The sequence below is a fragment of the Pasteurella multocida genome (assembly GCF_900187275.1).
GTDB lineage: Bacteria > Pseudomonadota > Gammaproteobacteria > Enterobacterales > Pasteurellaceae > Pasteurella > Pasteurella multocida.
In genome coordinates this window covers 1,777,219-1,801,310 of record NZ_LT906458.1, presented here as the reverse complement: position 1 = coordinate 1,801,310, position 24,092 = coordinate 1,777,219, and the positions used below count along the sequence as shown (strand labels likewise).

The window sequence follows — 24,092 nt, the reverse complement described above, 5'->3', positions numbered from 1 at the left end:
ATTTACTCTCTTTCTAATTGTAACTGTCCACTAAAACGTTCAATTAAGGCTTGTTCAAATGCTGTCAGTTTATCATCTCTGATCCCTAACTCAAATGCTACACGATCAACAAAATGTTGATTTATGATCATCACATCCTGTTTTTCACAAAGCAGTTGTAACGCATTAATATGACTATAATCACAGTGCACTTTGTAAGATTGACGTTGCACTTTTACTGCGGTTTCTAATAACGTCAGTGCTTGTTGCACACCGTTGCCATAAGCACGGACTAACCCTCCCGTTCCCAATAAAATGCCGCCATAATAACGCACAACCACAGCACAAATTTCACCAATCTTACTGCCTTGTAAAGCAGACAACATCGGCTTACCCGCTGTACCAGCCGGTTCGCCATCATCGGAAAAACCAAATTGTTGTGAATCATTGGGCGCGCCAGCAATGGTTGCCCAACAATGATGACGTGCTTGAGGGTGTTGGGATTTGATTTGTTGCCAAAATGCCTTTGCTTGTGTTAGGTTTTCTACATGTTGAAGATAAGTGATGAAACGGCTTTTTTTGATTTCTTCTTCAAAAATGACCGCACTTTTTGGGATTTTATATTCAATCATTGTTTTATTGAACTTTTACGCAATTTGAGTTTGGTGTATTATACCGCCTAAATATAGCCAACCAATGATAAAAATCAATGAATGAGATTAGGGTAGCACAAACATTAGATACATTAGGCCTACGCTGTCCTGAGCCAGTTATGCTGGTGAGAAAACACATCCGTTTTTTAGAGGAAGGCGATGTTTTATTAGTTATCGCGGATGATCCAGCAACAACAAGAGATATTCCCAGTTTTTGTCAATTTATGGAACACACACTGTTAAAAAGTGAGATTGAACATATTCCCTTTCAATATTGGGTAAAAAAAGGCAAATAAAATTGAAAAAGAAAGACCACATGATGTGGTCTTTTTGGTATTTAAAGTGCGGTCAAATTAGCGTTTATTTTTAACTAATTTTTCCGTTAATTCATAAGCACGGAGTTTCGCTAATTCTTTAGACAGTTTCGACGCCAACATTTCATAATTAGCATCGCCATGACGCGTACGAATATTTTCTTCTGCACGTTTTTTAGCAGCTAAAATACGATCGCCATCTAATTCATCACCACGAATCGCCGTATCCGCTAATACGGTAACCACATTGGGTTGAACTTCTAAAAAACCACCCGAGACATAGATCACTTCTTCTTTTCCGTCTTCAAGAGTTAATTTCACAATACCGGGTTTAATCGCCGTAAGGAGTGGGGTGTGACCAGCTAAAATACCCAGTTCACCCTCAATACCTGTTGCTTGAATACTCTCTACTTGACCAGAAAAAATCTGTTGCTCTGCACTTACTACGGTTAAGTTAAATACTGACATTTTTTCTCCTTCAAGCCTGATTAGTTGCTTTCAGAAGCAATTACAATTTTTTCGCTTTTTCTAATACTTCGTCGATGGTACCCGCCATATAGAACGCTTGTTCTGGGATATGGTCATATTCACCGTCTAAAATACCTTTAAAGCCACGAATTGTTTCTTTTAATGGAACATATTTACCTGGCGTACCATTAAATACTTCCGCAACGAAGAACGGTTGTGATAAGAAACGTTCGATCTTACGTGCACGTGCAACCACTAATTTATCTTCTTCAGATAACTCATCCATACCAAGAATTGCAATAATATCTTTCAATTCTTTATAACGTTGTAAGGTTGTTTGTACACCACGTGCAACGTTGTAGTGTTCTTCACCCACGACTAATGGATCTAACTGACGAGAAGTTGATTCTAATGGATCCACTGCAGGATAAATACCTAATGACGCGATTTGACGGCTTAATACAACTGTTGAGTCTAAGTGCGCAAACGTGGTTGCTGGCGATGGGTCAGTTAAGTCATCGGCAGGCACGTAAACGGCTTGAACAGAAGTAATAGAACCTGTTTTGGTTGAGGTAATACGCTCTTGCAGAACACCCATTTCTTCTGCAAGGGTTGGTTGATAACCTACCGCAGATGGCATACGACCTAATAATGCAGAAACTTCTGTACCAGCAAGAGTATAACGATAAATATTATCAACGAAGAATAAGACATCACGACCTTCATCACGGAATTTTTCCGCCATAGTTAAGCCTGTTAATGCCACACGTAAACGGTTACCTGGTGGCTCGTTCATTTGACCATAAACAAGAGACACTTTATCTAATACGTTAGAGTCTTTCATCTCATGATAGAAGTCGTTACCTTCACGCGTACGCTCACCTACCCCCGCAAAGACAGAGTAACCTGAGTGCTCAATTGCGATGTTACGGATTAATTCCATCATATTGACGGTTTTACCGACACCCGCACCACCGAATAAACCTACTTTACCCCCTTTCGCAAACGGACAAACTAAGTCGATAACTTTAATTCCCGTTTCTAAAAGTTCAGTACTGTTAGATTGTTCTTCATAACTTGGTGGCGCACGGTGAATAGACCAATTCTCTTCTGCACCGATTTCACCTTGCTCATCGATTGGTTCACCCAATACGTTCATGATACGACCCAATGTTTTCGTTCCCACTGGAACAGAAATTGGGTTATTCGTATTTGTTACGCTTAAACCGCGTTTTAATCCATCAGATGATCCCATTGCGATACAGCGAACTACACCACCACCTAATTGTTGTTGAACTTCAAGTACTAAACCTGTTTCAACATTTAAGGCATCATATACTTTTGGTACTGCATCTTGTGGGAATTCAACGTCAATAACCGCACCGATGATTTGTACAATTTTTCCAGTTGCCATTACCGATCCTCTATTTGTTAAATTGCTGCTGCACCGGCAACAATTTCATTTAATTCATTTGTAATACTTGCTTGACGAGCTTTGTTATAGACTAACTGTAACTCATTAATTAAGTTACCTGCGTTATCTGTTGCTGCTTTCATGGCGACCATTCGAGCGGCTTGCTCAGAAGCAAGGTTTTCAACTGCTGCTTGATAAACCTGAGATTCTAAATAACGAACCAATAAATTATCTAATAATACTTTCGCATCAGGTTCGTAAATATAATCCCAAACTTGTTTTCTTTCGCCTAATTCATCATTATCTAATTCTGGTAATGGAATTAATTTTTCCAATACTGGCTTTTGCGACATCGTGTTAATAAATTTGTTATAAACTAAATACACAACATCTACTTCCCCTTTTTTATAAGCATCAATCATAGAATTGACTGAACCAATTAACTGCTCAACAGAGGGAGTATCACCAATACCTGAATCTTGGGTTAAAATTTTAATTCCCAAAGATTGGAAAAAGTTGATAGATTTAGAACCGATTAAACTCAATTGAACGGAAACATCTTTTTCTTTCCATTCTTTCATTTCATTTAATACAGTTTTAAACAAGTTCACGTTTAAGCCACCACAAAGACCACGATCTGTGGACACAACAATCATGCCCACTTTTTTTACTTCGCGATCCACTAAAAATGGATGCTTGTAACCAATCGTTGCTTTGGAAACGTGGCTAATCACGTTACGTATTGTTTCTGAATAAGGGCGTGAAGAAGACATGCGTTCTTGCGTTTTACGCATTTTCGAGGCAGCAACCATTTCCATCGCTTTAGTAATTTTTTGTGTACTTTTTACACTCGCGATTTTGGTTCTTATCTCTTTAGCACCTGCCATTTTGTCTCTCCATTTAAAGTGTTAACTTACCACGCACTGTTTGCTTTGAAGCTATCCAAAATGCCTTTTAATGACTCTTTAATTTCATCATTGTAATTGCCAGATTGGGTTAACTCACGCATAAAATCAGCATAGTTATGGTTAGCATACTCTAAAAGTGCTGATTCAAATGAACCAATACGATCTAAGTCCACTTCTTCTAAGTAACCAAACTCTACTGCAAATAACACTAATGCTTGTTGTGCTACAGATAACGGAGAGTATTGTTTTTGTTTCAATAATTCAGTTACTTTTTGACCATGTGATAATTGCTTACGTGTTGCATCATCAAGATCCGAAGCGAACTGAGCAAATGCCGCTAATTCACGATATTGTGCAAGTGCAGTACGAATACCACCTGCTAATTTTTTAATTACTTTAGTTTGCGCTGAACCACCTACACGAGATACCGAAATACCTGGGTTTACCGCAGGGCGAATACCTGAGTTAAATAAATTAGATTCTAAGAAAATCTGACCATCAGTAATCGAAATCACGTTAGTTGGAACGAACGCAGAAACGTCACCCGCTTGAGTTTCAATAATTGGAAGTGCGGTTAAAGAACCCGTTTTTCCTTTTACTTCACCATTCGTGAAACGCTCAACATATTCTTCATTTACGCGAGAAGCACGCTCAAGTAAACGAGAGTGTAAATAGAAAACATCCCCTGGGAATGCTTCACGACCTGGTGGGCGACGTAATAATAATGAAATTTGACGATACGCAACGGCTTGTTTTGATAAATCATCATAAATGATTAATGCATCTTCACCACGATCACGGAAATATTCACCCATCGCACAACCAGAATATGGTGCTAAATATTGTAAAGCAGCAGATTCTGATGCTGATGCAACAACAACGATTGTATTTTGTAAGGCACCATGTTCTTCTAATTTACGTACTACGTTAGCAATAGTTGATGCTTTTTGACCAATTGCAACATAAATACATTTGATACCTGAATCACGTTGATTGATGATGGCGTCAATGGCTAATGCCGTTTTACCGGTTTGACGGTCACCTATAATTAATTCACGCTGACCACGACCGATTGGTACCATGGAGTCAACCGCTTTATAACCAGTTTGTACTGGTTGATCAACCGATTTACGATCGATAACACCTGGTGCGATCACTTCAACTGGTGAAAAACCATCGTTTTCGATCTCACCTTTTCCATCGATTGGCTCACCTAATGTATTGACGACACGACCTAGTAAGCCACGACCAACTGGGACTTCAAGAATACGACCTGTACATTGAACTTCCATTCCTTCAGCAAGATCTGCATAAGGTCCCATTACTACTGCACCCACAGAATCTCTCTCAAGGTTAAGCGCCATCGCATAGCGATTGCCTGGTAATGCAATCATTTCCCCTTGCATCACTTCACTTAAACCGTGAATACGGATAATTCCGTCACTCACAGAAACGATTGTCCCCGTATTACGAGCTTCACTCACAACATCGAATTGGGCAATGCGTTTTTTAATCAATTCACTAATTTCTGTAGAATTTAGTTGCATTTTTTATTCCTCTTATAATTGCAGCTCATTTGCTAGACGAGACAGTTGTCCGCGACTACTTCCATCAATAACAAAATCATCTGTACGAATAATTACACCTGCGATCAGTGAACTATCTAAGCTACAATTTAATTTAACTTTACGAGCCAATCTTTTTTCCATTGCGCTAGCAATTTTTTGCTCTTGCGTTGCATTTAATGGTTGTGCTGATATGACCTGAACTTCTGCTACTTTTTGGTGCTCTTCAACATAATGTTGAAATGCTTGATAGATAGCAGGAAGCACTTCCAAACGCTTATTTTCAGCCATTAACCGAATAAGATTTTGCCCATATTGATCAAGTTGTTCGCCACAAATTGAAATTACTGTATCGGCAAGTTTACTAGCAGAAAGTGAGCTTTTTAGAAAAGTTTGCATTGTTTCATCTTTGATTAATTCGGATGAAAAATGCAACATATTCGCCCATTTTTCTACTGTATTTTGCTCAATAGCAAAATCAAATGCTGCTTTGGCATAAGGGCGAGCTATTGTAGTTAATTCTGACATAAGCCCAACCTTCTTATAGTTCTGCAACTAATTTATCAATAATGTCACTGTTTGCCGCTTCATCAACTGTACGACCCACAATTTTCTCAGCACCCGCAATCGCAAGCGATGCAACTTTAACACGTAATTCTTCTTGAACACGTTTACGCTCTGCTTCTACTTCAGCATAACCTTGTTCAATAATTTTCGTTTTTGTTGCTTCAGCTTCTACTTTGACTTCTTCTAAAATTTCATTGCGACGTTTATTCGCTAAATCAATAATTTGCTGCGCTTGCATTTTGGCTTCAGTAATTTCTTGCTCAACTAAAGCTTTCGTATCTGCTTGCTCTTTTCTCGCCGCTTCTGCCGATGCTAACGCATTTGCAATTGAACGTTGACGCTCTTCAATCGCTTTAATAATTGGCGGCCAAACAAATTTCATACAGAACGCAACAAAAATTGCGAACGCGATAAGTTGACCAATTAGTGTTGCATTTAAATTCACAACCACTCCTCCTTATATAATCATTGTTTATATTACTCTGTAACAGAGTAATTATTTGCACCTATTCGCAAATCAATAATTATTTTAATAGGTCGATGAATGGGTTAGCAAAGATAAATAACAACGCAATACCTACAGCAATCATTGAAATCGCATCTAAAAGACCTGCAACAATAAACATTTTGATTTGTAAGCTGCTTGCTAATTCTGGCTGACGAGCTGATGACTCTAAGAATTTACCTCCTAAGATAGCAAAACCTAAAGCCGTTCCTAATGCTGCTACAGCAAGAAGAATTGCAGATGCGATGATTGTTGTAGTAATTACAGTTTCCATAATGTTCTCCATAAGATTGAAATTTAGACCCAAGGTCTGGTTTTGTTTATAAAAAATTAGTGTTCTGCTTTGTTATAACCCATACTCAAATAAACCACTGTAAGCATCATAAAAATAAATGCTTGTAAGGTAATCACAAGAATATGGAAAATAGCCCAAGCCAAATGCATGAAAATACCCATTGAATTAAGTGCAAAATTATTTGCCATGTACATCACTGCAATAAGAATAAAGATAAGTTCACCTGCATACATATTCCCGAAAAGACGGAACGCCAAAGAAACAGGTTTTGCTAATAATGTGACTGATTCAAGCGCTAAGTTAACCGGAATTAACAAAGGATGATTAAAAGGATGAAGCGTATATTCTTTAACAAAGCCACTCATACCTTTTGATTTGATTGTATAGAAAATAATTAAGAAGAAGACACCAATTGATAAGCCTAATGTTCCACTGATATCTGCTGTTGGAACAGCTCTTAAGTATTCAATACCAAATAAATGGGCTAATTGAGGTAGGAAATCTACTGGGATCAAATCGATAGCATTCATAATGAATACCCAGCAGAAAATAGTTAATGCTAATGGTCCAACAGCATGACGAGGACCATGGAAATTTTCTTTTACGATCCCATCAATCCAATCAACCATTATCTCAACAAAACATTGCATCTTGCTAGGCACACCCGGCGTTGCTTTTTTTGCAACTTTTGAAAAAACAAAAAGAAAAATTGCACCTGAAATAATTGAAAATAGAAGGGTATCTAAATGAACATGCCAGAAAGAATCCCCTGTTTTCAAGAATGCTAAATGGTGCCCAATATATCCCGCTGTTGTAAGCTCTGCTGCCATAACTAATCCTTTATTGATATTTATGAAAATGCTTTATATTTAAGTACTTACTTATAAAAAATGGAAGAATATTGTTTAAAACTATTGTTATAAAATATCCAACAAAAAATGCAATAAAATGCATTGAATTGAACAGTTTAAAAGCAAGTACAATCAAAAAAATTGTGGATATAAATTTAACGGCCTCTCCACCATAAAATGTTGTTAACTTATTCGAAAATTGTTGTTTTTTTGTAAAAAAAACGAACCAAACAAATAAACAATGTGGAATAAATATCGCCAATGACCCCAATATAAAAGATATCGCGACTTGCCATTGATAACCCAACAAACAAATCAAACTAGCTAACAATACGCCCAGTTCAATACCCAGTGCAATTTTATATTGCTTTTTAGCTTGATAGATTACTTTCGACATTACCTGTATTCACTGCATTGAAACAGTATAAATAAAAACAAAATTGCTGTGGATTATACGCTAGTTTTAATACTATTAGAAATTAAAATATGTGAACAAGATCACAAAATTATATTTTTTAAACATTCCTTTAAAGTTTACTTAACAATCACTAAATGTCTTTCTCCAATCAGCTCTGGCACTTGTAGTCGAATCACCTGTTGAATAGTAAACTTTTCACTTAATTCTTCCACTTCTTCTTGATGGTAAAGCCCTTTTAAGGCATAAAAATAACCATCTTGTTTTGGTAAATGTTGACACCAATCCGTCATATCTTTTAAAGAAGCAAAAGCACGACTTAATACACCATCAAATGGTTGTTCTGGATGATATTCTTCAACTCGGCTTAGTACGGCTTCAACATTATCTAAGCCTAACTCACGAATCGCATTACGAATAAAACTAATTCGTTTACCCAAACTGTCTAAAAGTACAAAGTGTTTATTAGGATTAACAATAGCAAGCGGTAATCCCGGTAAGCCAGGACCTGTACCAACATCAATAAAATGTTTACCTTGTAAATGAGGGCTCACCACAACACTGTCTAAGATATGCTTTACCAACATTTCCATCGGATCACGTACAGAAGTGAGATTATAGGCTTTATTCCACTTATTTAATAATAAAACCAATTTTATTAACTGCTCTTTCTGTTGATCGGTTATCGAAAGTGCGGTCTGTTTTAATAAAATTTCTAATTTTTGGCTAAGTTGTTGCTCAAGGTTAGTCATTATTCACCACGCTTTAACATGCCTTGTTTTTTCAAGCTTACTAATAAAATTGAAATCGCCGCTGGAGTTACACCAGAAATACGCGAAGCTTGTCCAATGGAAACAGGGCGATGTTGCTCTAACTTAGCACGTACTTCATTGGATAAACCAGATACGACAGTATAATCAAAATGAGCAGGAATCGCGGTACTTTCATGCCGTTTTTGACGTGCAATTTCTTCTTGTTGATGTTCAATATAACCTTGATATTTAATCGCAATTTCTACTTGTTCTACCGCCTCTTGATCATCCATTGCTGGTTGGAATGGCGTTAATGAAGTTAAAATCTGATAATTCATTTCTGGGCGACGTAATAAATCTTCCCCACTGGCTTCACGCACTAATGGACTACCTAAGACCTTATTTGCTTCGTCTAAATATTCAGAACGTGGGTGGAGCCAAATTTGGCGTAAACGTTGTCTTTCTAATTCAATATTTTCCATTTTTTGATTGAATCTTGCCCAACGTTTTTCATCAATTAAACCTAATTGATGAGCAATTGGTGTTAAACGACTATCAGCATTATCTTCACGCAACAATAAGCGATATTCTGCACGAGACGTAAACACACGATAAGGTTCTTTCGTCCCTAAAGTACAAAGATCATCAACAAGAACACCGATATATGCTTGATCACGACGTGGGAACCAAGCTTCTTTTTCTTGTACAAATAACCCAGCATTAATTCCTGCCAGTAACCCTTGCCCTGCGGCTTCTTCATAACCCGTGGTTCCGTTAATTTGACCAGCAAAAAATAAACCACGGATCGATTTTGTTTCTAAAGTGGGTTTGAGATCTCTTGGATCAAAATAGTCGTATTCAATTGCATAACCTGGCTTGATAATGCGTGCTTTTTCCATCCCTTTCATTGAATTAACGATCTTCATTTGAACATCAAAAGGTAAACTGGTGGAGATCCCATTTGGATAGATCTCGTTACTGGTTAACCCTTCAGGTTCAAGGTAGATTTGATGAGAATTACGCTCAGAAAAACGCATTACTTTATCTTCAATAGAAGGGCAATAACGTGGACCGATCCCTTCAATGATCCCAGCATACATTGGGCTGCGATCTAAGTTATTACGGATCACTTCATGCGTTTGTTCATTTGTATGGGTAATAAAACATGGAATTTGACGTGGGTGTTGATCAACAGATCCCATGAAGGAAAAGACAGGTAATTTTTCATCGCCATGTTGTTTAGCCAGTATTGAGAAATCAATAGTACGTGCATCAATACGGGGCGGTGTACCCGTTTTTAAACGATCTACACGTAAATTCAGTTCTCTTAAACGATCGGCTAACATCACTGAAGCAGGATCACCCGCGCGTCCACCTGTATAATTTTCTAAACCAATGTGGATCTTACCAGAAAGGAAAGTACCGGCTGTTAAAATCACTGCTTTTGCGTGAAATTTTAAACCCATTTTAGTAACAACACCGCAGACACGATCCTGATCTAAAATAATATCGGTCACTTCTTGTTGAAAAATATCTAAATTTTCTTGATTTTCTAATGCAATACGTACTGCTTGGCGATATAAAACGCGGTCAGCTTGCGCACGTGTAGCACGTACCGCCGGTCCTTTGCTGCTGTTTAAGGTACGAAATTGGATTCCTGCTTGGTCCGCAGCAGTTGCCATTAAACCGCCCATCGCATCAATTTCTCGGACTAAATGGCCTTTACCAATCCCACCAATCGCAGGATTACAAGACATTTGCCCTAGTGTATCAACATTATGGGTTAATAATAGGGTCTTGAGTCCCATGCGTGCCGGTGCAAGTGCAGCTTCAGTACCTGCGTGTCCACCACCGATCACAATAACATCATAATTTTCAGTATAAAACATAGTAACCTTGTTAATTTATCTCGGATTTTATGGATCTTTTGATCCTTTTTGCTGGTTGGCTATTCTACTGAAATTTATGGATCCATGAAAGAAACATTTTTGATCAAGACTGTACGATGATCGTGAAAAAGATCGTGAGTTAATAAAGATAGGATCTTTTTATATAAAGAGATCTTATTATTATGATTATTAGGATCCTATAGTGCTGTGATTAAGATCCTTTTCTTTTTTTAAATGAATAACTTAGATCATTTTTTAAGTTGTTAAGATCTCAATTTGGCACCAGAAAAAACTGTGAATAACTTCTTTAGTTATCCACAGAATAAAAAACATTCAATCTTATTCAGGGAATAAAAACAGCTTTTATACAGTTTTGATCTTAGTTATCCACAGAGAAAATATTGATTTGATTGGTTAAATATTATGCTTGATCGAGATGAAAAATGGCATATTTGATTTACATATGCCATTGTATAGGGAATAAATATTATAATTGACTGAGAAATTGTGGGAGCCATTGTTCGGCCGTGTGTTCAGGATCAGTAATGGTTAGCATATCCATTCTTAGCGATTCACACAGTTGTAAAGCATCTTTGCTTAGCAGTAATTGTTCCACATGATCCACTGCGTGACAGAAGGTATCATAATCCGAATTACCTAACCCGATCACCGCAAAGCGTAAGTCAGCTAACTGTTTTGGGTGAAATGCTAATTTTTCAAACAGAGGTTTAATATTATCCGGTAATTCACCTGCACCATGGGTAGAGGTGACAACAAGCCAACATTTTTCATCGATCACTTCTTCAAAATTTGGTCCATGTTCTAAACGTACAGGATAATCTTGTTGTTCTAATATTTCAGCAATATGTTCTGCAACATATTCTGCACCACCAAGCGTACTGCCAGTGATAATACAAATTTTTGTTTTCATTAATTTCTCCTAAAAAATAAGGCTTAGAAAAACTAAGCCTTAATAAGAAGTGAATTATACGTTATCAATTTTGCCTAATAATGAGCGTAAACGTTCTTGCCAGTTTTGGTGCTCACTCTTTAGTTGTTCATTTTCACTGCGTAATGCGTCATTTGCTTGTTGAGATTGGTTATTTTTTTCTTTTAATTCATCAATTTCCAATTGAAGTAATTGGATAGTTTCAACCGCTTGTTTAATTTTTTCTTCTAACTGATCTAAAATTTCTAAAGACATAAAAGGATTCCTCTACAATGTAATTAAGTGTGTCTATTTTACTCTAGTTAACAGGGATGTTAAACAGATGAGTATCATTTTGCTTGCCACCTTAACATAATTTCTTATTTGGTTCGAAAAAATTCTGTGCATTTTTGTATTTTTTCGTTACGCAATCGTTTGCTAGGTGCTAAAATAACGCTGAATTTTCATCAATCAACCCAAAGGATAATAAAATGAATAGAGCATTAGCGATTGAATTTTCAAGAGTCACTGAAGCTGCCGCCCTTGCAGGTTTTGCATGGTTAGGTCGTGGCGATAAAGAAGCCGCGGATAATGCTGCAGTACAAGCCATGCGTTTGATGTTAAATCAAGTTGAAATGGATGCTGAAGTCGTGATTGGTGAAGGTGAAATTGATGAAGCGCCTATGCTTTATATCGGTGAAAAAGTGGGAAATGGTAAAGGTGAACAAATTTCTATTGCAGTTGATCCTATTGAAGGCACAAGAATGACTGCCATGGGGCAGGCAAATGCCTTATCTGTTTTAGCTGCCGGTGGGAAAGAAACCTTTTTAAAAGCACCTGATATGTATATGGAAAAATTAGTGGTGGGTCCTGAAGTCAAAGGCATGGTGGATCTCAATTTACCACTAGAACAAAATTTACGTCGAGTGGCATCAAAAATGGGGAAATTACTTTCTCAACTTACAGTGATTACTTTAGATAAACCCCGTCATCATGAGATGATCAAAAGAATGCAACAATTAGGTGTGAAAGTATTGGCTATACCAGATGGTGATGTAGCAGCCTCGATATTGTGTTGTTTACCAGATGGTGGGGTAGACATGCTATACGGTATTGGTGGTGCGCCTGAAGGCGTCATTGCGGCGGCGGCTGTGCGTGCTTTAGGTGGCGATATGCAAGCCCGTTTATTACCACGTGATCACGTAAAAGGAGATACACCTGAAAATCAAGCACTTGCTGCAGAGGAAATTCGTCGTTGCCAAGAAATGGGCATTGAAGTTAATCAAGTATTAAAACTAGAAGATCTGGTACGTGATGATAATTTAGTCTTTTCTGCCACTGGTATTACTAACGGGGATTTGTTGAAAGGGATTCACCGTAAAGGCAATCTTGCTACGACGGAAACACTACTTATTCGTGGTCGTTCTCGCACCATTCGTCGCATCCAATCAGTACATTATTTGGATAGAAAAGATACCGCACTTTATCGTATTATTGGTGCTTAATAAGAAAGAAACCCATTTTTGCACCTTAATTCAAAAGAGATTATTTTTAAGGTGCAAAAAAGTTATTTTTATTATTTATTTTATTGACAGAAGAATTTATGTAAGAGTTGCATAATTTCAAGCACTCTTGGATCGGCAATATAATATAATCTTTCACGATGGCGTTTTTCACAATCAATCAGTTTATTTTCTCGTAATAAAGCAAGTTGATTGGAAACAGAGGCTTGTGGTAAGCCTGTAAGTTGTGTAATTTCAGTTACATTGCGTTTTTGATCTAAAATACAACATAAAATAATTAATCGATTTTGATTTGAAAAAGATTTTAAAAATTTCGTTGCTTCATCACATTTTGAAAATATTTCTTCCATTATTTTTTCCCAACAGATATTTATTTTAAATAAATTTTTATTTATATTTAATTAAAAATGTAAAATAAAAAGTAATAATTTAATTAAGAATAAGAAAATTTATAAAAACCAATTAAATAGTAAATGTTATCTAAAATTGACTTATGTACTTAAACGCATTCAGACAGGTATGATATGTCATTTTTGTTGATTTGCCTATTTTTTGATTAAATCGCTTATTTAGGCAGCATAAAAAGAAAGGCTCATTTTCATTATAGGACAAGAAAGGAAGTAGAAAATATTGCTTTCTACTTCCAGCAAGTTGGTTATTGACGATTCCAAGGCATGAGAGCAAGTAAACGAGCCATACCACAGAATCCCGTCGCACCCGCGAGTAATAATCCCGCACCAACAAATGCACATAAACCATAGAATGCAGGTGAAACTAACCAACCTAAAAGCGCACCAATTAAGGTTAAACTTCCCGCGGCAATTTGGACTTGACGCATCATTTCTAAAGGTTGAGAACGATTTAAGCGAGTAGGTTGATGATTGGCTTTCCAACCGTCTAATCCACCTTCCAAAATAAACGCTTCTTTACCAACAGAAATCGCGGTTAATAATTCACTGGCTTGCTGTGTGCGGCGACCAGAACGGCAATGAAAAATAATAACATTTGCACTCACAGCATTGCCTTGTAACCCCTCTTTTTCAAGCTGTGCAAGTGGTTGTAGTTCTGCCCCTTCAATATTTTCTCTTAAATATTCATCAGGTTGACGAATATCAACTAAAATTGCCCCTTGCTTCAGTTTTTCACATACATCATTGACACAGATGGTTTGAATTGTCATAGCGCTTTCCCCTGTAAATTATGATTTAAATAAATTAATCGGCACTTTTAAATAGACTTGCCCATTTTCTTCTGCTGGCGGTAAATGTCCTGCTCGCATATTGACTTGTACCGAAGGAATGATCAATTTCGGCATAGATAATGTCGCATCACGCGATTGGCGCATTTGAACAAATTCTGCTTGCTTAACCCCGTGGTGAATATGAATATTTTGTTCTTTCTGTGCTTTAACAGTGGTTTCATAGCAATATTCTTGACGATGTTTAGGTAAATAATCGTGGCATAAGAACATCCGTGTTTCTTCAGGTAAAGCAAGTAATTTTTGTACAGATTGATATAACACATTGGCATCCCCGCCAGGAAAATCACAACGTGCAGTCCCATAATCTGGCATGAATAAAGTATCCCCTACGAAAACGGCATCTCCAATTAAATAACTGACACAAGCTGGAGTATGTCCTGGGGTATGAATGACTTTAACAGGAAGGCGACCGAGAGTGAATTCATCTCCATCATGAAACAAGCGATTAAATTGACTACCATCACGGGCAAATTCCGTACCGGCATTAAATGCCTTACCAAATACATTTTGTACAGTTGTGATATGTTGACCAATACCTGTTTTTCCACCTAATTTTTCTTGCAAATAAGGCGCTGCGGATAAATGATCGGCATGCACATGCGTTTCTAAAATCCACTCAACAGTCAATTGCTGTTGTTGAATATACGCAATAATGGCATCTGCAGATACGGTGCTGATTTTTCCTGCCGCATAATCTAAATCCAAAACAGAATCAATAATGGCACAAGCTTGCGTATCAGGATCGTGAACAACATAACTGTATGTATTCGTTGGTTCATCAAAAAATGCTTTGATTTCAGGTATCGCAATTTTCATGATACTTTCCATTAAGTTAATTTTTTTGACAAGCACAACTTCTTGGTTTGACAAAGCCCATAATACTATAAAGTAGCATTGTGCTTGCTAAGAAACCACCAAAATAGGCTAAAACTACAAGAATCAGATCGATTGGTCCGCCTATGTCGCTAATTGATGCTTGTGAAATTGAAAACAAAAGATATAAAGCAAGTATGCCACCTAATAATCCGACAAGACTACTGCCTTTTAAACGACAAGCAACAAGCCCCTTTTCTTTGACTAATAAATAACAAAAAGCCGTGATTGTTAAAATTATGACGATTAAGGCAGGCCAGAAAAATGCCCCTAGCATGATTTGCATCACAGCCCATAAAGTGTCAAATTGAAATTCTTTCATTGTTAACGCTCCTTAAGCTAATCCACGTAACATACCTAAATAAGTGGGTTTTAAACCTAATGTTTTAATTGCCCATGTTGCCCACAGTTCTTCTAATGGCGCTATTACACCGGGGAAAGAAGGTGTTAAGTGGTTGTTATAATCAAATTCTACTAGCATCCCCTTTCCTAATTGAGTAATTAATGGACAAGATGTATAACCGTTGTAAATTTCATCACAAGGTTTGCCCTCTAATTCTGCGAGTAAATGTGCCACTGCAACAGGAACTTGCCATTTGACACTGGCAGCCGTTTTGCCTTTTGGGACCCCTGCCACATCACCCACAGCAAACACATTGGCATAACGACGGTGACGCAAGGTATGTTTTTCTACTTCAACCCAACCATCGTTAGCCCATTTTCCTTCTTGCCACGCGAGTGCTGATTGACGAACGGCATCAGGTGCTCGCATTGGAGGTACCACATTAATAAAATCATAAGGGACTTCTACAACTCCTTCTGGGCTATTAAAGGTCGCAATACGTTTACTCAGATCAATGGCTGTAAGGCTACGATCGTAATTGACTTGGATATTTTTTTCAGCAAACAGCATTTTGACTTTTGCATCAACGATAGGCACGCTAAATAAGGTTTTATTATGTGCGTTATAAAATAATCTTGATTTATCTAAGGTATGGCGTCTGAGCAAATAATCACGCACGATAAAGGTATATTTTAAAGGTGCACCTGCACATTTCATTTCTGTTGCAGGGCGTAAGAAGACCGCATCTCCGCCTTTGTTGGCAAATTGATCAAGCAATTGCCATGTTTTATAAGCACTGTCTGGGCTGTGATAAATGCTGCCTAAGCCATTTTGCCCTATCAAGTTAACATCCATGCCTTCAATAGCGTCATAATCAAGTTTTAGACCTGTTGCAACAAATAAATAATCGTAAGTGATGTGCTCACCCGTTGATGTCGTCAGGCGATTGCTATCGGGATCAAATTCATTTACAGCGGCTTTAATCCATTTCACATTGTCAGGTAAATATTCCTCAGTTTGTGAAACAACATAGTGTTTAGGTTTAATGCCAGCGGCCACGAGCGTAAACCCGGGTTGGTAATAATGCGCGATTCTTGAGTCAATTAAAATAATTTGTGCACTTGGTTCAAGCCGCGCAGCGAGTTGAGAAGCAATTGTAAGACCAGCCGCCCCGGCACCAGCAATCACAATTTTTGCTGAAGAACGGATTTTAGGTAATGAGGCAGTTGCTGTTTTAGGTAAGAAAAAACCAGATGTACCAATTGCCCCAGCTGCAATACTGGCTGCACCCGTACGCAGAAATTGGCGCTTACTTTGATTAATATAATTGGATTTACGCATTATTTTCTCCTTTATATTTTATCTTTTTATATGTTATTTATTAAATATGAAATATATAGGATATAAATAATAAATCAACTGAAATGTAATAAAATTGTATAAAAATTGTTATAAATTTTATTAAGTGGAGAAAATCATCTGTTTTGCGTTACTTTTTCGGACTCAAAATTACGTAGTGGAAGGCACTTAAAACCGTTTTAGTTAGAAAAATATCAACCAAAATCGACCGCACTTATTCTTAGCCAATTCGCCAAAAATTTGCTATAATCTCAGCAATTTTTTATGGTTTAAAAAGAGAGATACGATGTCAAATAATACCCCTGAAAATTATGGTGCGAATAGTATTAAAGTCTTAAAAGGACTTGATGCCGTGCGTAAACGTCCTGGTATGTACATTGGGGATACGGATGATGGTACGGGTTTACATCACATGGTGTTCGAAGTGGTGGATAATTCCATTGACGAAGCTTTAGCGGGCTATGCTAAGGATATAACAGTCACCATTCACACCGACAATTCGGTGTCTGTACAAGATGATGGTCGTGGTATTCCTGTTGATATTCACCCAGAAGAAGGGGTTTCGGCTGCTGAAGTCATTATGACGGTATTACATGCAGGCGGTAAATTTGATGATAATTCGTACAAAGTCTCGGGCGGTTTACATGGTGTAGGGGTGTCAGTGGTTAATGCCCTTTCCGATAAATTGCAATTAACTATTCGTCGTCAAGGCAAAGTGCATGAACAAATTTACCATTTAGGTGAACCTCAAGCACCATTAGCCGCGATTGGTGAAACGGATCAAACCGGAACTGCCGTGCGTTTCTGGCCGAGTCCAACCATTTTCAATAACATCGAATTCGAATACGATATTTTGGCAAAACGCTTGCGTGAATTGTCTTTCTTAAATTCAGGTGTGTCGATTAAATTATTTGATAAGCGCAATGACAGACAAGATCATTTTCATTATGAAGGTGGCATTCAAGCGTTTGTAGAATACCTAAACCGTAACAAAAATCCGATTCATCAAAAACCTTTCTATTTTTCGACAGAAAAAGACGGCATTGGGGTGGAAGTGTCAATGCAGTGGAATGATAGCTTTAACGAAAACGTGTATTGTTTCACCAATAATATTCCACAACGTGACGGCGGTACGCACTTAGCGGGTTTCCGTGGTGCTTTAACTCGTAGTTTAAATAACTACATGGATAACGAAGGTCATAATAAAAAATCGAAAGTGGCGACTTCGGGTGACGATGCTCGAGAAGGTTTGGTAGCGATTATTTCGGTCAAAGTACCTGATCCTAAATTCTCCTCGCAAACGAAAGACAAATTAGTGTCTTCGGAAGTGAAAAGTGCGGTGGAATCGGTGATGAATGAATATTTACAACAATATTTATTAGAAAACCCGTCCGATGCCAAAATCATTGTTGGTAAAATCATTGATGCTGCCCGTGCGCGTGAAGCTGCACGTAAAGCCCGTGAGATGACACGCCGTAAAGGGGCATTAGATTTAGGTGGCTTACCGGGTAAACTTGCTGACTGCCAAGAGCGTGATCCTGCATTATCGGAATTATACCTCGTGGAGGGGGATTCTGCGGGCGGCTCAGCAAAACAAGGGCGTAATCGTAAAAACCAAGCCATTTTACCGTTAAAAGGGAAAATTCTGAACGTAGAAAAAGCCCGTTTTGACAAAATGCTTTCTTCTGCTGAAGTGGGGACATTAATCACCGCACTGGGTTGTGGAATTGGTCGTGATGAATATAATCCAGAAAAATTGCGTTATCACAGCATTATTATCATGACCGATGCGGATGTGGATGGTGCGCACATTCGAACCTTATTATTAACTTTCTTCTATCGTCAAATGCCAGAGTTGATTGAACGTGGTCATGTGTATATTGCGCAACCCCCACTTTACAAAGTGAAAAAAGGCAAACAAGAGCAATATATCAAAGACGATGAAGCCATGGTGCAATATGAAGTCGCACTTGCGTTAGAAAATGCGGCACTGTATGTCAATGAAAATGCCCCTGCTATGAGTGGCTTGGCGTTAGAAAGTTTAGTGTCAGAATATAATGCAGTACAAAAAATGATAGATCGCTTAACTCGCTATTATCCAGAAGCGGTGTTAAAAGAATTGATTTATCATCCAGAGTTAACCAGTGAATTAATGGCGGACCAAAAAGAAGTGGAAAACTGGATTGCAACCCTCGTCGATAAACTGGTGACAAAAGAAAGCAACGGTAACCATTATAGCTATCGTACTGTGTTTAACAGCGAACGTCATTTACATGAGGCGGTGTTAACGGTTCGCACACATGGGATTGATACGGATTATTTCCTTAACTTCCAATTTGCGACAGGCAGTGAATATGCCCGCATCGTGAAATTAGGCAAACAATTAACCGGTTTAATTGAAGAAGGCGCTTATATCATGCGTGGTGAGCGTAAACTAGAAGTGAGTTCATTTGAACAAGCGATTGAATGGTTAGTGAAAGAGTCGCGTCGTGGGTTAATGGTACAGCGCTATAAAGGATTGGGGGAAATGAATCCAGAACAGCTTTGGGAAACCACAATGGATCCGAATGCACGTCGTATGTTAAAAGTTTCGATTAAAGATGCGGTGGCGGCAGATTTACTGTTTACCACATTAATGGGGGATGAAGTCGAGCCACGTCGTGAATTTATCGAAAGCAACGCATTACATGCAAATTTAGATATTTAGACAAAAAATCTGCTTTTCATTTCATCAAGTGCGGTTAAAATAAAGTTCATTTTAACCGCACTTTTTCTTTATAAATCCATGATATACCAAATTATTGCACTCTTTATTTGGGCAAGTTCTTTTGTTGCTGGGAAATATGCTTTTACAATGCTCGATCCAGTATTAACCGTTCAAACTCGATTAATGATAATTGCGTTACTTGTTTTTCCACTCTTTTTACGTCATTGGAAAAAAGTGGATAAGAGGTTACGTCCACAATTATGGTGGCTCGGCTTTTTTAATTATCCTGCAGTATTTTTATTACAGTTTGTTGGACTTCATTATACGTCCGCGGCAAGTGCTGCCACTATTATTGGTTTAGAACCTTTATTGATTGTTTTTGTGGGGCATTTTTTCTTTAAAGATAAAGCCAGTTGGTATCACTGGTTATTTGGTACATTAGCATTTATTGGTGTCGCAATTTTAATTGCTGGTGGAGGCCACGAAGGCGAAATCACAGTCCTTGGTTGTCTTTTAGTATTATTTGCAGGGATTTTATTTTCTGTTTGCTTACGTTGGACAAAAACCATGATTAATCAGATCACCGCCTCTGCTTATACTGCGATTTCTGTGGTGTTAGGGGCGATCACCTGTTTACCTTTCACTGCGTTATTAACTCAAAATTGGACTGTCAATTGGAACTGGCAAGGTGTAGCAGGATTACTTTATCTGGCTATTTTTTGCAGTTGGATTGCTTATTGGTTATGGAATAAAGGACTGAATGCCACCCATACCAACTTTACTGGGTTATTGACCGCACTTGAGCCTATATTTGGCGTAGGTCTAGCGATTTTATTATTAGGTGAAATGATTTCGCTTGTGTCTTGGCTAGGCATTTTTATCATCGTATCTTCTACGGTAATGGCCAGTATGATGCCAAAATTTACCGCGAAGGAATAGCTAGGGTTTCTTTGTCGCTACGGAATTTATAATTTTCCGTTGATACTTTAATAAATCTTATTCTCATTTGTGTTAAACTATCGCACTTGATAGTTAGATATGTTTTTTAAAGGATGACCCTTTTATGATGATCGATAAACGACTGATTAACACGGTAACCGATAGCAAAAAATGGGTAGCAAAAACAGTGCTTTGGAACTGGATTGCGCTTATTGCTAGTATTGTCAGTGCCGTGATTTTTGCCCTTTGTTTGGAACAAGCCTTTGAACAAACACTTACCTTGGGCACTTTGTTTAGCTATGCTATCAATTTAGTTGCCGCCCTTGCGGTACGTGCCATGGCAGGCAAAATGGCTGTGAAAGCCTCTTATCAAGCCAGTACGCATGTAAAACATAAACTACGTACCTTGATTTTTCAAAAATTGGCGTCGATGCCATTAAATCAAGTGAATCAACAATCCACCTCTTCTATTATTCAAGTGGCATCAGAAGGTGTGGAACAGCTTGAAATCTATTTTGGGCGCTATTTGCCACAACTGTTTTATAGCTTGCTGGCACCGCTCTCTCTCTTTGTGTTTTTAGTCTTTTTCAATGCACCGACTGCACTGATTCTCTTGATCTGTGTACCACTGATTCCTTTTTCTATTATTGCGGTCAATAAAATCGCTAAACGTTTATTACATAAGTATTGGTCGATCTATGTCGGGCTTGGTAGCAGCTTTTTGGATAATTTACAGGGCTTAATTACCTTGAAGATTTATCAAGATGATGCTTACAAAGCCAAACAAATGGATCAAGAAGCCGAGAAATTCCGTACTATCACCATGAAAGTGCTGACCATGCAGCTCAACTCAGTGTCAATCATGGATTTATTGGCATACGGTGGATCCGCTATCGGCATTTTGACTGCCCTTTTACAATACCAAGCAGGCAGTTTAAGTATTTTTGGCGTGATTTTATTTATTCTACTCGCCTCCGAATTTTTCATTCCATTACGCTTATTAGGTTCATTTTTCCATGTGGCAATGAATGGCAAAGCCGCTTCGGATAAGATTTTTACTTTGTTAGATACCCCTGTTGAAATCAATCCAAATGCAGTGGCATTTCCAGTCGAAAACCAATTGCGTGTGGAAATTCAAGATCTCCACTTTGCCTATCAGGCTGAAAAACAAGCGATTAATGGTTTAACGCTCACAATTGAGCCGAAAAAACTCACGGTTTTTGTCGGTAAAAGTGGTTGTGGTAAATCGACTTTAGTGTCGCTTTTAATGGGCTTCCACAAAGCGCAGCAAGGCAAGATTTTATTTAACCAACAAGACATTCAAGATCTTGATCGTTATGCATTCTATCGTCATGTTTCACTGGTGAGCCACAGTTCTTATATTTTCAAAGGGAGCTTGCGTGAAAATATGCTAATGGCAAATTTAAGCGCAACCGATGAGCAGATTTATGCGGTGCTAGAACAAGTCAATCTTGCCAATTTCGTGCGTGAAAACGGCGGTCTAGATATGATGTTATTAAGCCGTGGTAGCAATTTATCCGGCGGACAAATTCAGCGTCTCGCGCTTGCCCGTGCTTTATTGCACAATGCGGATTGCTATATTTTTGACGAAGCGACCAGCAACATTGATGTGGAAAGTGAAGAAATTATTCTACAATTTATTCAACGTTTAAAAGCAGAGAAAACCCTTGTGATGATTTCGCATCGTTTAGCCAATGCGGTGAAAGCCGATCAGATTTATGTTTTGCAAGCGGGACGTTTAGTTGAGCAGGGCAATCATGACAGCTTAATGGCTGAGCAGGGAATGTATGCTGAGATGTTTACGCAACAGAAAAATTTAGAAAATATCCGCCACGGAGGTCAGCATGCGTAAGAATGGTTTTGTGATTATGTGGCAATTATTGAAGTTAGTCACCCCTCTCGCACATATTATGGCGTTTACCATTATCATGGGTGTACTTGGCTTTTTAGCCGCAATCTTTATTATGGTATTGGGTGCCATGGGCTTGGTGAACTTGCTCGATTTCCCTGTACACCTCAGTTTTTCACAAATTTTGACCGCACTCATTGTCTTGGCAGTGGCCCGTGGCATCTTGCACTATCTTGAGCAAATGTCAGGGCATTATATTGCATTCAAATTACTCGCCCTTTTACGTGATAAAGTGTTTAGCGCATTGCGTAAATTAGCCTTTGTAAAACTGCAAGGTAAACAATCTGGGCAATTGCTGTCGTTAGTTACCAACGATATTGAACTGCTTGAAGTGTTTTATGCCCATACTATTGCACCGATTATGATTGCCTTTTTAACTTCAAGCATTTTGCTGGCGGTGTTTGCCCATATTTCACCTTGGTTCACCTTAATTGGCTTATTGGCGTATCTCACCATTGGTGTGATTTTACCGATTTTCACCACTAAAATGGCACGAGAAGACGGGCGAGTGTATCGTGAACTGGTGGGTGAAATGAACGATTATTTCCTCGATAGCGTACGAGGCATGAAAGAGTTACAACTGTTTGGCAATGAGCAGGAACGCTTAGCCGGCATTCATCAACGCAGTGAGCAAATTGATAAAGCTTTCTTAAAAATCAAACAACAAGAAGGTAAAGTGCGTGCTTACACAGAAATTGCTGTTTCTGCATTTAATATTCTGATGTTAATGACGGGTGTTACCCTCTATTTAAATCAACAAGTTAACTTTGCTGGGCTATTAATTGCGGTGATTTTATTGATGTCGAGTTATGGTCCGGTGATTGCGTTGAGTAACTTGTCAAATAACCTACTACAAACTCTCGCCAGTGGTGAGCGTGTGCTAGGCTTACTCAGTGAAGAACCGCATCTCAAAGACGTGGTGAAAGGCGTGGATTTGCAAGATGTTGAAAACATAGAAGTCGAAAATTTAAGCTTTGCTTATGCAGATGAACAGATCCTGTCAAATCTCCATTTACGCTTACAAAAAGGACAAATTCTCGGGATTCATGGTCGTAGTGGGAGTGGTAAAAGCACATTGTTAAAACTGATGATGCGTTTTTATGATCCACAAACGGGCGTAATCCGCATCAACGGTACTGATCTGAAGCAGATTAATACCCTCAGTTTGCGTGATCATATCGCTTACATCACCCAACAAACCTATATTTTCAACGAAACCATCTATGAAAATATTTTGATGGCAAATCGTACTGCTAGCAAAGCACAGGTGATCGAAGCGGCAAAAAAAGCCTCGATTCATGACTTTATCATGAGTCTTCCGGAAGGTTATGACACCCAAATCAATGAGCTTGGTAGTAATTTGTCCGACGGGGAGAAACAACGTATCGGTATTGCACGTGCATTCTTACACAATGCCCCGATTATCTTACTCGATGAGCCAACCAGTAATTTAGACAGCTTAAACGAAGCGATTATTTTGCAATCGTTGTTAACGGTGAAAGCAGAAAAATTGATTGTGTTAGTCAGCCATCGTGCTTCGACCATGGCGATTTGTGATCAAGTGATTCAGATTGAAAATGGGCGTATGTCATAAATTTTCTGGATAAACGATTCTCGATCACCCAAACTTATGTGCGGTCTGTTTTTTAAAATT

The 24,092-nt window shown here is 38.3% G+C and carries 25 protein-coding genes; 6 read left to right on the top strand and 19 right to left on the bottom strand.

Annotation, left to right across the window (positions count from 1 at the left end; all coding sequences use genetic code 11):
* Nucleotides 1-2: 2 nt before the first annotated feature.
* Nucleotides 3-611: a YigZ family protein gene (locus CKV69_RS08330; RefSeq protein ID WP_005718057.1), complete on the bottom strand. Its 609-nt coding sequence runs from the start codon at nt 609-611 to the stop codon at nt 3-5.
* A gap of 77 nt (nt 612-688) precedes the next feature.
* Here CKV69_RS08330 and tusA point away from each other — a divergent pair, with 77 nt between their 5' ends.
* A complete protein-coding gene (gene tusA, locus CKV69_RS08325; RefSeq protein ID WP_025248532.1) occupies nt 689-928 on the top strand; it encodes a sulfurtransferase TusA in 240 nt (79 codons plus the stop codon).
* 57 nt (nt 929-985) lie between these two features.
* Here tusA and CKV69_RS08320 read toward each other — a convergent pair whose 3' ends face one another.
* The 13 genes from CKV69_RS08320 to zapB form a co-directional block, all read right to left on the bottom strand.
* Entirely contained in the window at nt 986-1,414 is a 429-nt protein-coding gene (locus CKV69_RS08320) for a F0F1 ATP synthase subunit epsilon (protein WP_005718055.1), read from the bottom strand.
* A 40-nt stretch (nt 1,415-1,454) separates the two neighbouring features.
* The gene (gene atpD / locus CKV69_RS08315) at nt 1,455-2,828 is read right to left on the bottom strand and encodes a F0F1 ATP synthase subunit beta (RefSeq protein ID WP_005724211.1); all 1,374 of its coding nucleotides are present in this window, start codon (nt 2,826-2,828) and stop codon (nt 1,455-1,457) included.
* Nucleotides 2,829-2,845: 17 nt separating this feature from the next.
* Nucleotides 2,846-3,715 carry a F0F1 ATP synthase subunit gamma gene (gene atpG, locus CKV69_RS08310; RefSeq protein WP_005718053.1) on the bottom strand — a complete coding sequence of 290 codons (870 nt, stop codon included), beginning with the start codon at nt 3,713-3,715 and terminating at the stop codon, nt 2,846-2,848.
* Nucleotides 3,716-3,741: 26 nt separating this feature from the next.
* Complete coding sequence (gene atpA / locus CKV69_RS08305; RefSeq protein WP_005724203.1) at nt 3,742-5,283, bottom strand: F0F1 ATP synthase subunit alpha; 1,542 nt, start codon at nt 5,281-5,283, stop codon at nt 3,742-3,744.
* A 12-nt stretch (nt 5,284-5,295) separates the two neighbouring features.
* Nucleotides 5,296-5,829: a F0F1 ATP synthase subunit delta gene (atpH, locus tag CKV69_RS08300; RefSeq protein ID WP_005752058.1), complete on the bottom strand. Its 534-nt coding sequence runs from the start codon at nt 5,827-5,829 to the stop codon at nt 5,296-5,298.
* Nucleotides 5,830-5,842: 13 nt separating this feature from the next.
* The gene (atpF, locus tag CKV69_RS08295) at nt 5,843-6,313 is read right to left on the bottom strand and encodes a F0F1 ATP synthase subunit B (RefSeq protein WP_015702551.1); all 471 of its coding nucleotides are present in this window, start codon (nt 6,311-6,313) and stop codon (nt 5,843-5,845) included.
* A 79-nt stretch (nt 6,314-6,392) separates the two neighbouring features.
* On the bottom strand, nt 6,393-6,647 hold the full coding sequence (atpE, locus tag CKV69_RS08290) for a F0F1 ATP synthase subunit C (protein ID WP_005718049.1): 255 nt from the start codon (nt 6,645-6,647) through the stop codon (nt 6,393-6,395).
* Between the two features lie 56 nt (nt 6,648-6,703).
* Complete coding sequence (gene atpB / locus CKV69_RS08285) at nt 6,704-7,498, bottom strand: F0F1 ATP synthase subunit A (RefSeq protein WP_005724193.1); 795 nt, start codon at nt 7,496-7,498, stop codon at nt 6,704-6,706.
* Nucleotides 7,499-7,508: 10 nt separating this feature from the next.
* Nucleotides 7,509-7,916, bottom strand: coding sequence for an ATP synthase subunit I (locus CKV69_RS08280; RefSeq protein WP_005718047.1), 408 nt, complete (start codon nt 7,914-7,916; stop codon nt 7,509-7,511).
* Between the two features lie 137 nt (nt 7,917-8,053).
* Nucleotides 8,054-8,686 (bottom strand): 16S rRNA (guanine(527)-N(7))-methyltransferase RsmG, encoded by a 633-nt coding sequence (rsmG, locus tag CKV69_RS08275; protein WP_005718046.1) that lies wholly within the window; start codon nt 8,684-8,686, stop codon nt 8,054-8,056.
* Nucleotides 8,686-10,575 carry a tRNA uridine-5-carboxymethylaminomethyl(34) synthesis enzyme MnmG gene (mnmG, locus tag CKV69_RS08270; RefSeq protein WP_015702549.1) on the bottom strand — a complete coding sequence of 630 codons (1,890 nt, stop codon included), beginning with the start codon at nt 10,573-10,575 and terminating at the stop codon, nt 8,686-8,688. Before mnmG ends, rsmG begins: the two co-directional genes overlap by 1 nt.
* Before the next feature lie 487 nt (nt 10,576-11,062).
* Nucleotides 11,063-11,506, bottom strand: coding sequence for an FMN-binding protein MioC (gene mioC / locus CKV69_RS08265; RefSeq protein WP_005755058.1), 444 nt, complete (start codon nt 11,504-11,506; stop codon nt 11,063-11,065).
* Between the two features lie 54 nt (nt 11,507-11,560).
* Complete coding sequence (zapB, locus tag CKV69_RS08260; protein ID WP_005718043.1) at nt 11,561-11,779, bottom strand: cell division protein ZapB; 219 nt, start codon at nt 11,777-11,779, stop codon at nt 11,561-11,563.
* 215 nt (nt 11,780-11,994) lie between these two features.
* Between zapB and glpX the strand changes: the two genes are divergently transcribed.
* Nucleotides 11,995-13,008, top strand: a complete 1,014-nt coding sequence (gene glpX / locus CKV69_RS08255) for a class II fructose-bisphosphatase (RefSeq protein WP_005724182.1) — start codon at nt 11,995-11,997, stop codon at nt 13,006-13,008.
* Nucleotides 13,009-13,088: 80 nt separating this feature from the next.
* On the opposite strand, the gene CKV69_RS08250 is transcribed toward glpX, so the two are convergent.
* The 5 genes from CKV69_RS08250 to CKV69_RS08230 form a co-directional block, all read right to left on the bottom strand.
* A complete protein-coding gene (locus tag CKV69_RS08250; RefSeq protein ID WP_005718041.1) occupies nt 13,089-13,376 on the bottom strand; it encodes an ArsR/SmtB family transcription factor in 288 nt (95 codons plus the stop codon).
* A gap of 305 nt (nt 13,377-13,681) precedes the next feature.
* Entirely contained in the window at nt 13,682-14,206 is a 525-nt protein-coding gene (locus CKV69_RS08245; protein WP_005724180.1) for a rhodanese family protein, read from the bottom strand.
* An 18-nt stretch (nt 14,207-14,224) separates the two neighbouring features.
* Nucleotides 14,225-15,103 (bottom strand): MBL fold metallo-hydrolase, encoded by an 879-nt coding sequence (locus CKV69_RS08240; RefSeq protein ID WP_005752053.1) that lies wholly within the window; start codon nt 15,101-15,103, stop codon nt 14,225-14,227.
* 16 nt (nt 15,104-15,119) lie between these two features.
* Nucleotides 15,120-15,482 (bottom strand): DUF5368 domain-containing protein, encoded by a 363-nt coding sequence (locus tag CKV69_RS08235; protein ID WP_005735478.1) that lies wholly within the window; start codon nt 15,480-15,482, stop codon nt 15,120-15,122.
* Nucleotides 15,483-15,494: 12 nt separating this feature from the next.
* Nucleotides 15,495-16,844 carry an NAD(P)/FAD-dependent oxidoreductase gene (locus tag CKV69_RS08230; protein WP_005752051.1) on the bottom strand — a complete coding sequence of 450 codons (1,350 nt, stop codon included), beginning with the start codon at nt 16,842-16,844 and terminating at the stop codon, nt 15,495-15,497.
* 304 nt (nt 16,845-17,148) lie between these two features.
* Between CKV69_RS08230 and gyrB the strand changes: the two genes are divergently transcribed.
* From gyrB to cydC, 4 genes are all read left to right on the top strand, one after another.
* Nucleotides 17,149-19,569 carry a DNA topoisomerase (ATP-hydrolyzing) subunit B gene (gene gyrB / locus CKV69_RS08225; RefSeq protein WP_015702547.1) on the top strand — a complete coding sequence of 807 codons (2,421 nt, stop codon included), beginning with the start codon at nt 17,149-17,151 and terminating at the stop codon, nt 19,567-19,569.
* Between the two features lie 78 nt (nt 19,570-19,647).
* Complete coding sequence (locus tag CKV69_RS08220; RefSeq protein WP_015702546.1) at nt 19,648-20,508, top strand: DMT family transporter; 861 nt, start codon at nt 19,648-19,650, stop codon at nt 20,506-20,508.
* 124 nt (nt 20,509-20,632) lie between these two features.
* The gene (locus CKV69_RS08215; protein ID WP_015702545.1) at nt 20,633-22,381 is read left to right on the top strand and encodes an ABC transporter ATP-binding protein/permease; all 1,749 of its coding nucleotides are present in this window, start codon (nt 20,633-20,635) and stop codon (nt 22,379-22,381) included.
* Nucleotides 22,374-24,032 (top strand): thiol reductant ABC exporter subunit CydC, encoded by a 1,659-nt coding sequence (gene cydC, locus CKV69_RS08210; RefSeq protein WP_025248531.1) that lies wholly within the window; start codon nt 22,374-22,376, stop codon nt 24,030-24,032. The genes CKV69_RS08215 and cydC overlap by 8 nt, the downstream gene beginning before the upstream one ends.
* The last annotated feature ends 60 nt before the right edge of the window (nt 24,033-24,092 follow it).

Bases quoted from the DNA above. Each gene is read 5' to 3' on its own strand.
- mnmG (WP_015702549.1), bottom strand. From the start codon at position 10,575: ATGTTTTATACTGAAAATTATGATGTTATTGTGATCGGTGGTGGACAC.
- CKV69_RS08320 (WP_005718055.1), bottom strand. From the start codon at position 1,414: ATGTCAGTATTTAACTTAACCGTAGTAAGTGCAGAGCAACAGATTTTT.
- cydC (WP_025248531.1), top strand. From the start codon at position 22,374: ATGCGTAAGAATGGTTTTGTGATTATGTGGCAATTATTGAAGTTAGTC.
- atpB (WP_005724193.1), bottom strand. From the start codon at position 7,498: ATGGCAGCAGAGCTTACAACAGCGGGATATATTGGGCACCATTTAGCA.
- tusA (WP_025248532.1), top strand. From the start codon at position 689: ATGAATGAGATTAGGGTAGCACAAACATTAGATACATTAGGCCTACGC.
- CKV69_RS08230 (WP_005752051.1), bottom strand. From the start codon at position 16,844: ATGCGTAAATCCAATTATATTAATCAAAGTAAGCGCCAATTTCTGCGT.
- gyrB (WP_015702547.1), top strand. From the start codon at position 17,149: ATGTCAAATAATACCCCTGAAAATTATGGTGCGAATAGTATTAAAGTC.
- CKV69_RS08330 (WP_005718057.1), bottom strand. From the start codon at position 611: ATGATTGAATATAAAATCCCAAAAAGTGCGGTCATTTTTGAAGAAGAA.
- atpA (WP_005724203.1), bottom strand. From the start codon at position 5,283: ATGCAACTAAATTCTACAGAAATTAGTGAATTGATTAAAAAACGCATT.
- atpH (WP_005752058.1), bottom strand. From the start codon at position 5,829: ATGTCAGAATTAACTACAATAGCTCGCCCTTATGCCAAAGCAGCATTT.
- CKV69_RS08280 (WP_005718047.1), bottom strand. From the start codon at position 7,916: ATGTCGAAAGTAATCTATCAAGCTAAAAAGCAATATAAAATTGCACTG.
- rsmG (WP_005718046.1), bottom strand. From the start codon at position 8,686: ATGACTAACCTTGAGCAACAACTTAGCCAAAAATTAGAAATTTTATTA.
- CKV69_RS08250 (WP_005718041.1), bottom strand. From the start codon at position 13,376: ATGGAAGAAATATTTTCAAAATGTGATGAAGCAACGAAATTTTTAAAA.
- CKV69_RS08220 (WP_015702546.1), top strand. From the start codon at position 19,648: ATGATATACCAAATTATTGCACTCTTTATTTGGGCAAGTTCTTTTGTT.
- CKV69_RS08245 (WP_005724180.1), bottom strand. From the start codon at position 14,206: ATGACAATTCAAACCATCTGTGTCAATGATGTATGTGAAAAACTGAAG.
- CKV69_RS08240 (WP_005752053.1), bottom strand. From the start codon at position 15,103: ATGAAAATTGCGATACCTGAAATCAAAGCATTTTTTGATGAACCAACG.
- atpE (WP_005718049.1), bottom strand. From the start codon at position 6,647: ATGGAAACTGTAATTACTACAACAATCATCGCATCTGCAATTCTTCTT.
- atpD (WP_005724211.1), bottom strand. From the start codon at position 2,828: ATGGCAACTGGAAAAATTGTACAAATCATCGGTGCGGTTATTGACGTT.
- CKV69_RS08235 (WP_005735478.1), bottom strand. From the start codon at position 15,482: ATGAAAGAATTTCAATTTGACACTTTATGGGCTGTGATGCAAATCATG.
- glpX (WP_005724182.1), top strand. From the start codon at position 11,995: ATGAATAGAGCATTAGCGATTGAATTTTCAAGAGTCACTGAAGCTGCC.
- mioC (WP_005755058.1), bottom strand. From the start codon at position 11,506: ATGAAAACAAAAATTTGTATTATCACTGGCAGTACGCTTGGTGGTGCA.
- atpG (WP_005718053.1), bottom strand. From the start codon at position 3,715: ATGGCAGGTGCTAAAGAGATAAGAACCAAAATCGCGAGTGTAAAAAGT.
- zapB (WP_005718043.1), bottom strand. From the start codon at position 11,779: ATGTCTTTAGAAATTTTAGATCAGTTAGAAGAAAAAATTAAACAAGCG.
- CKV69_RS08215 (WP_015702545.1), top strand. From the start codon at position 20,633: ATGATGATCGATAAACGACTGATTAACACGGTAACCGATAGCAAAAAA.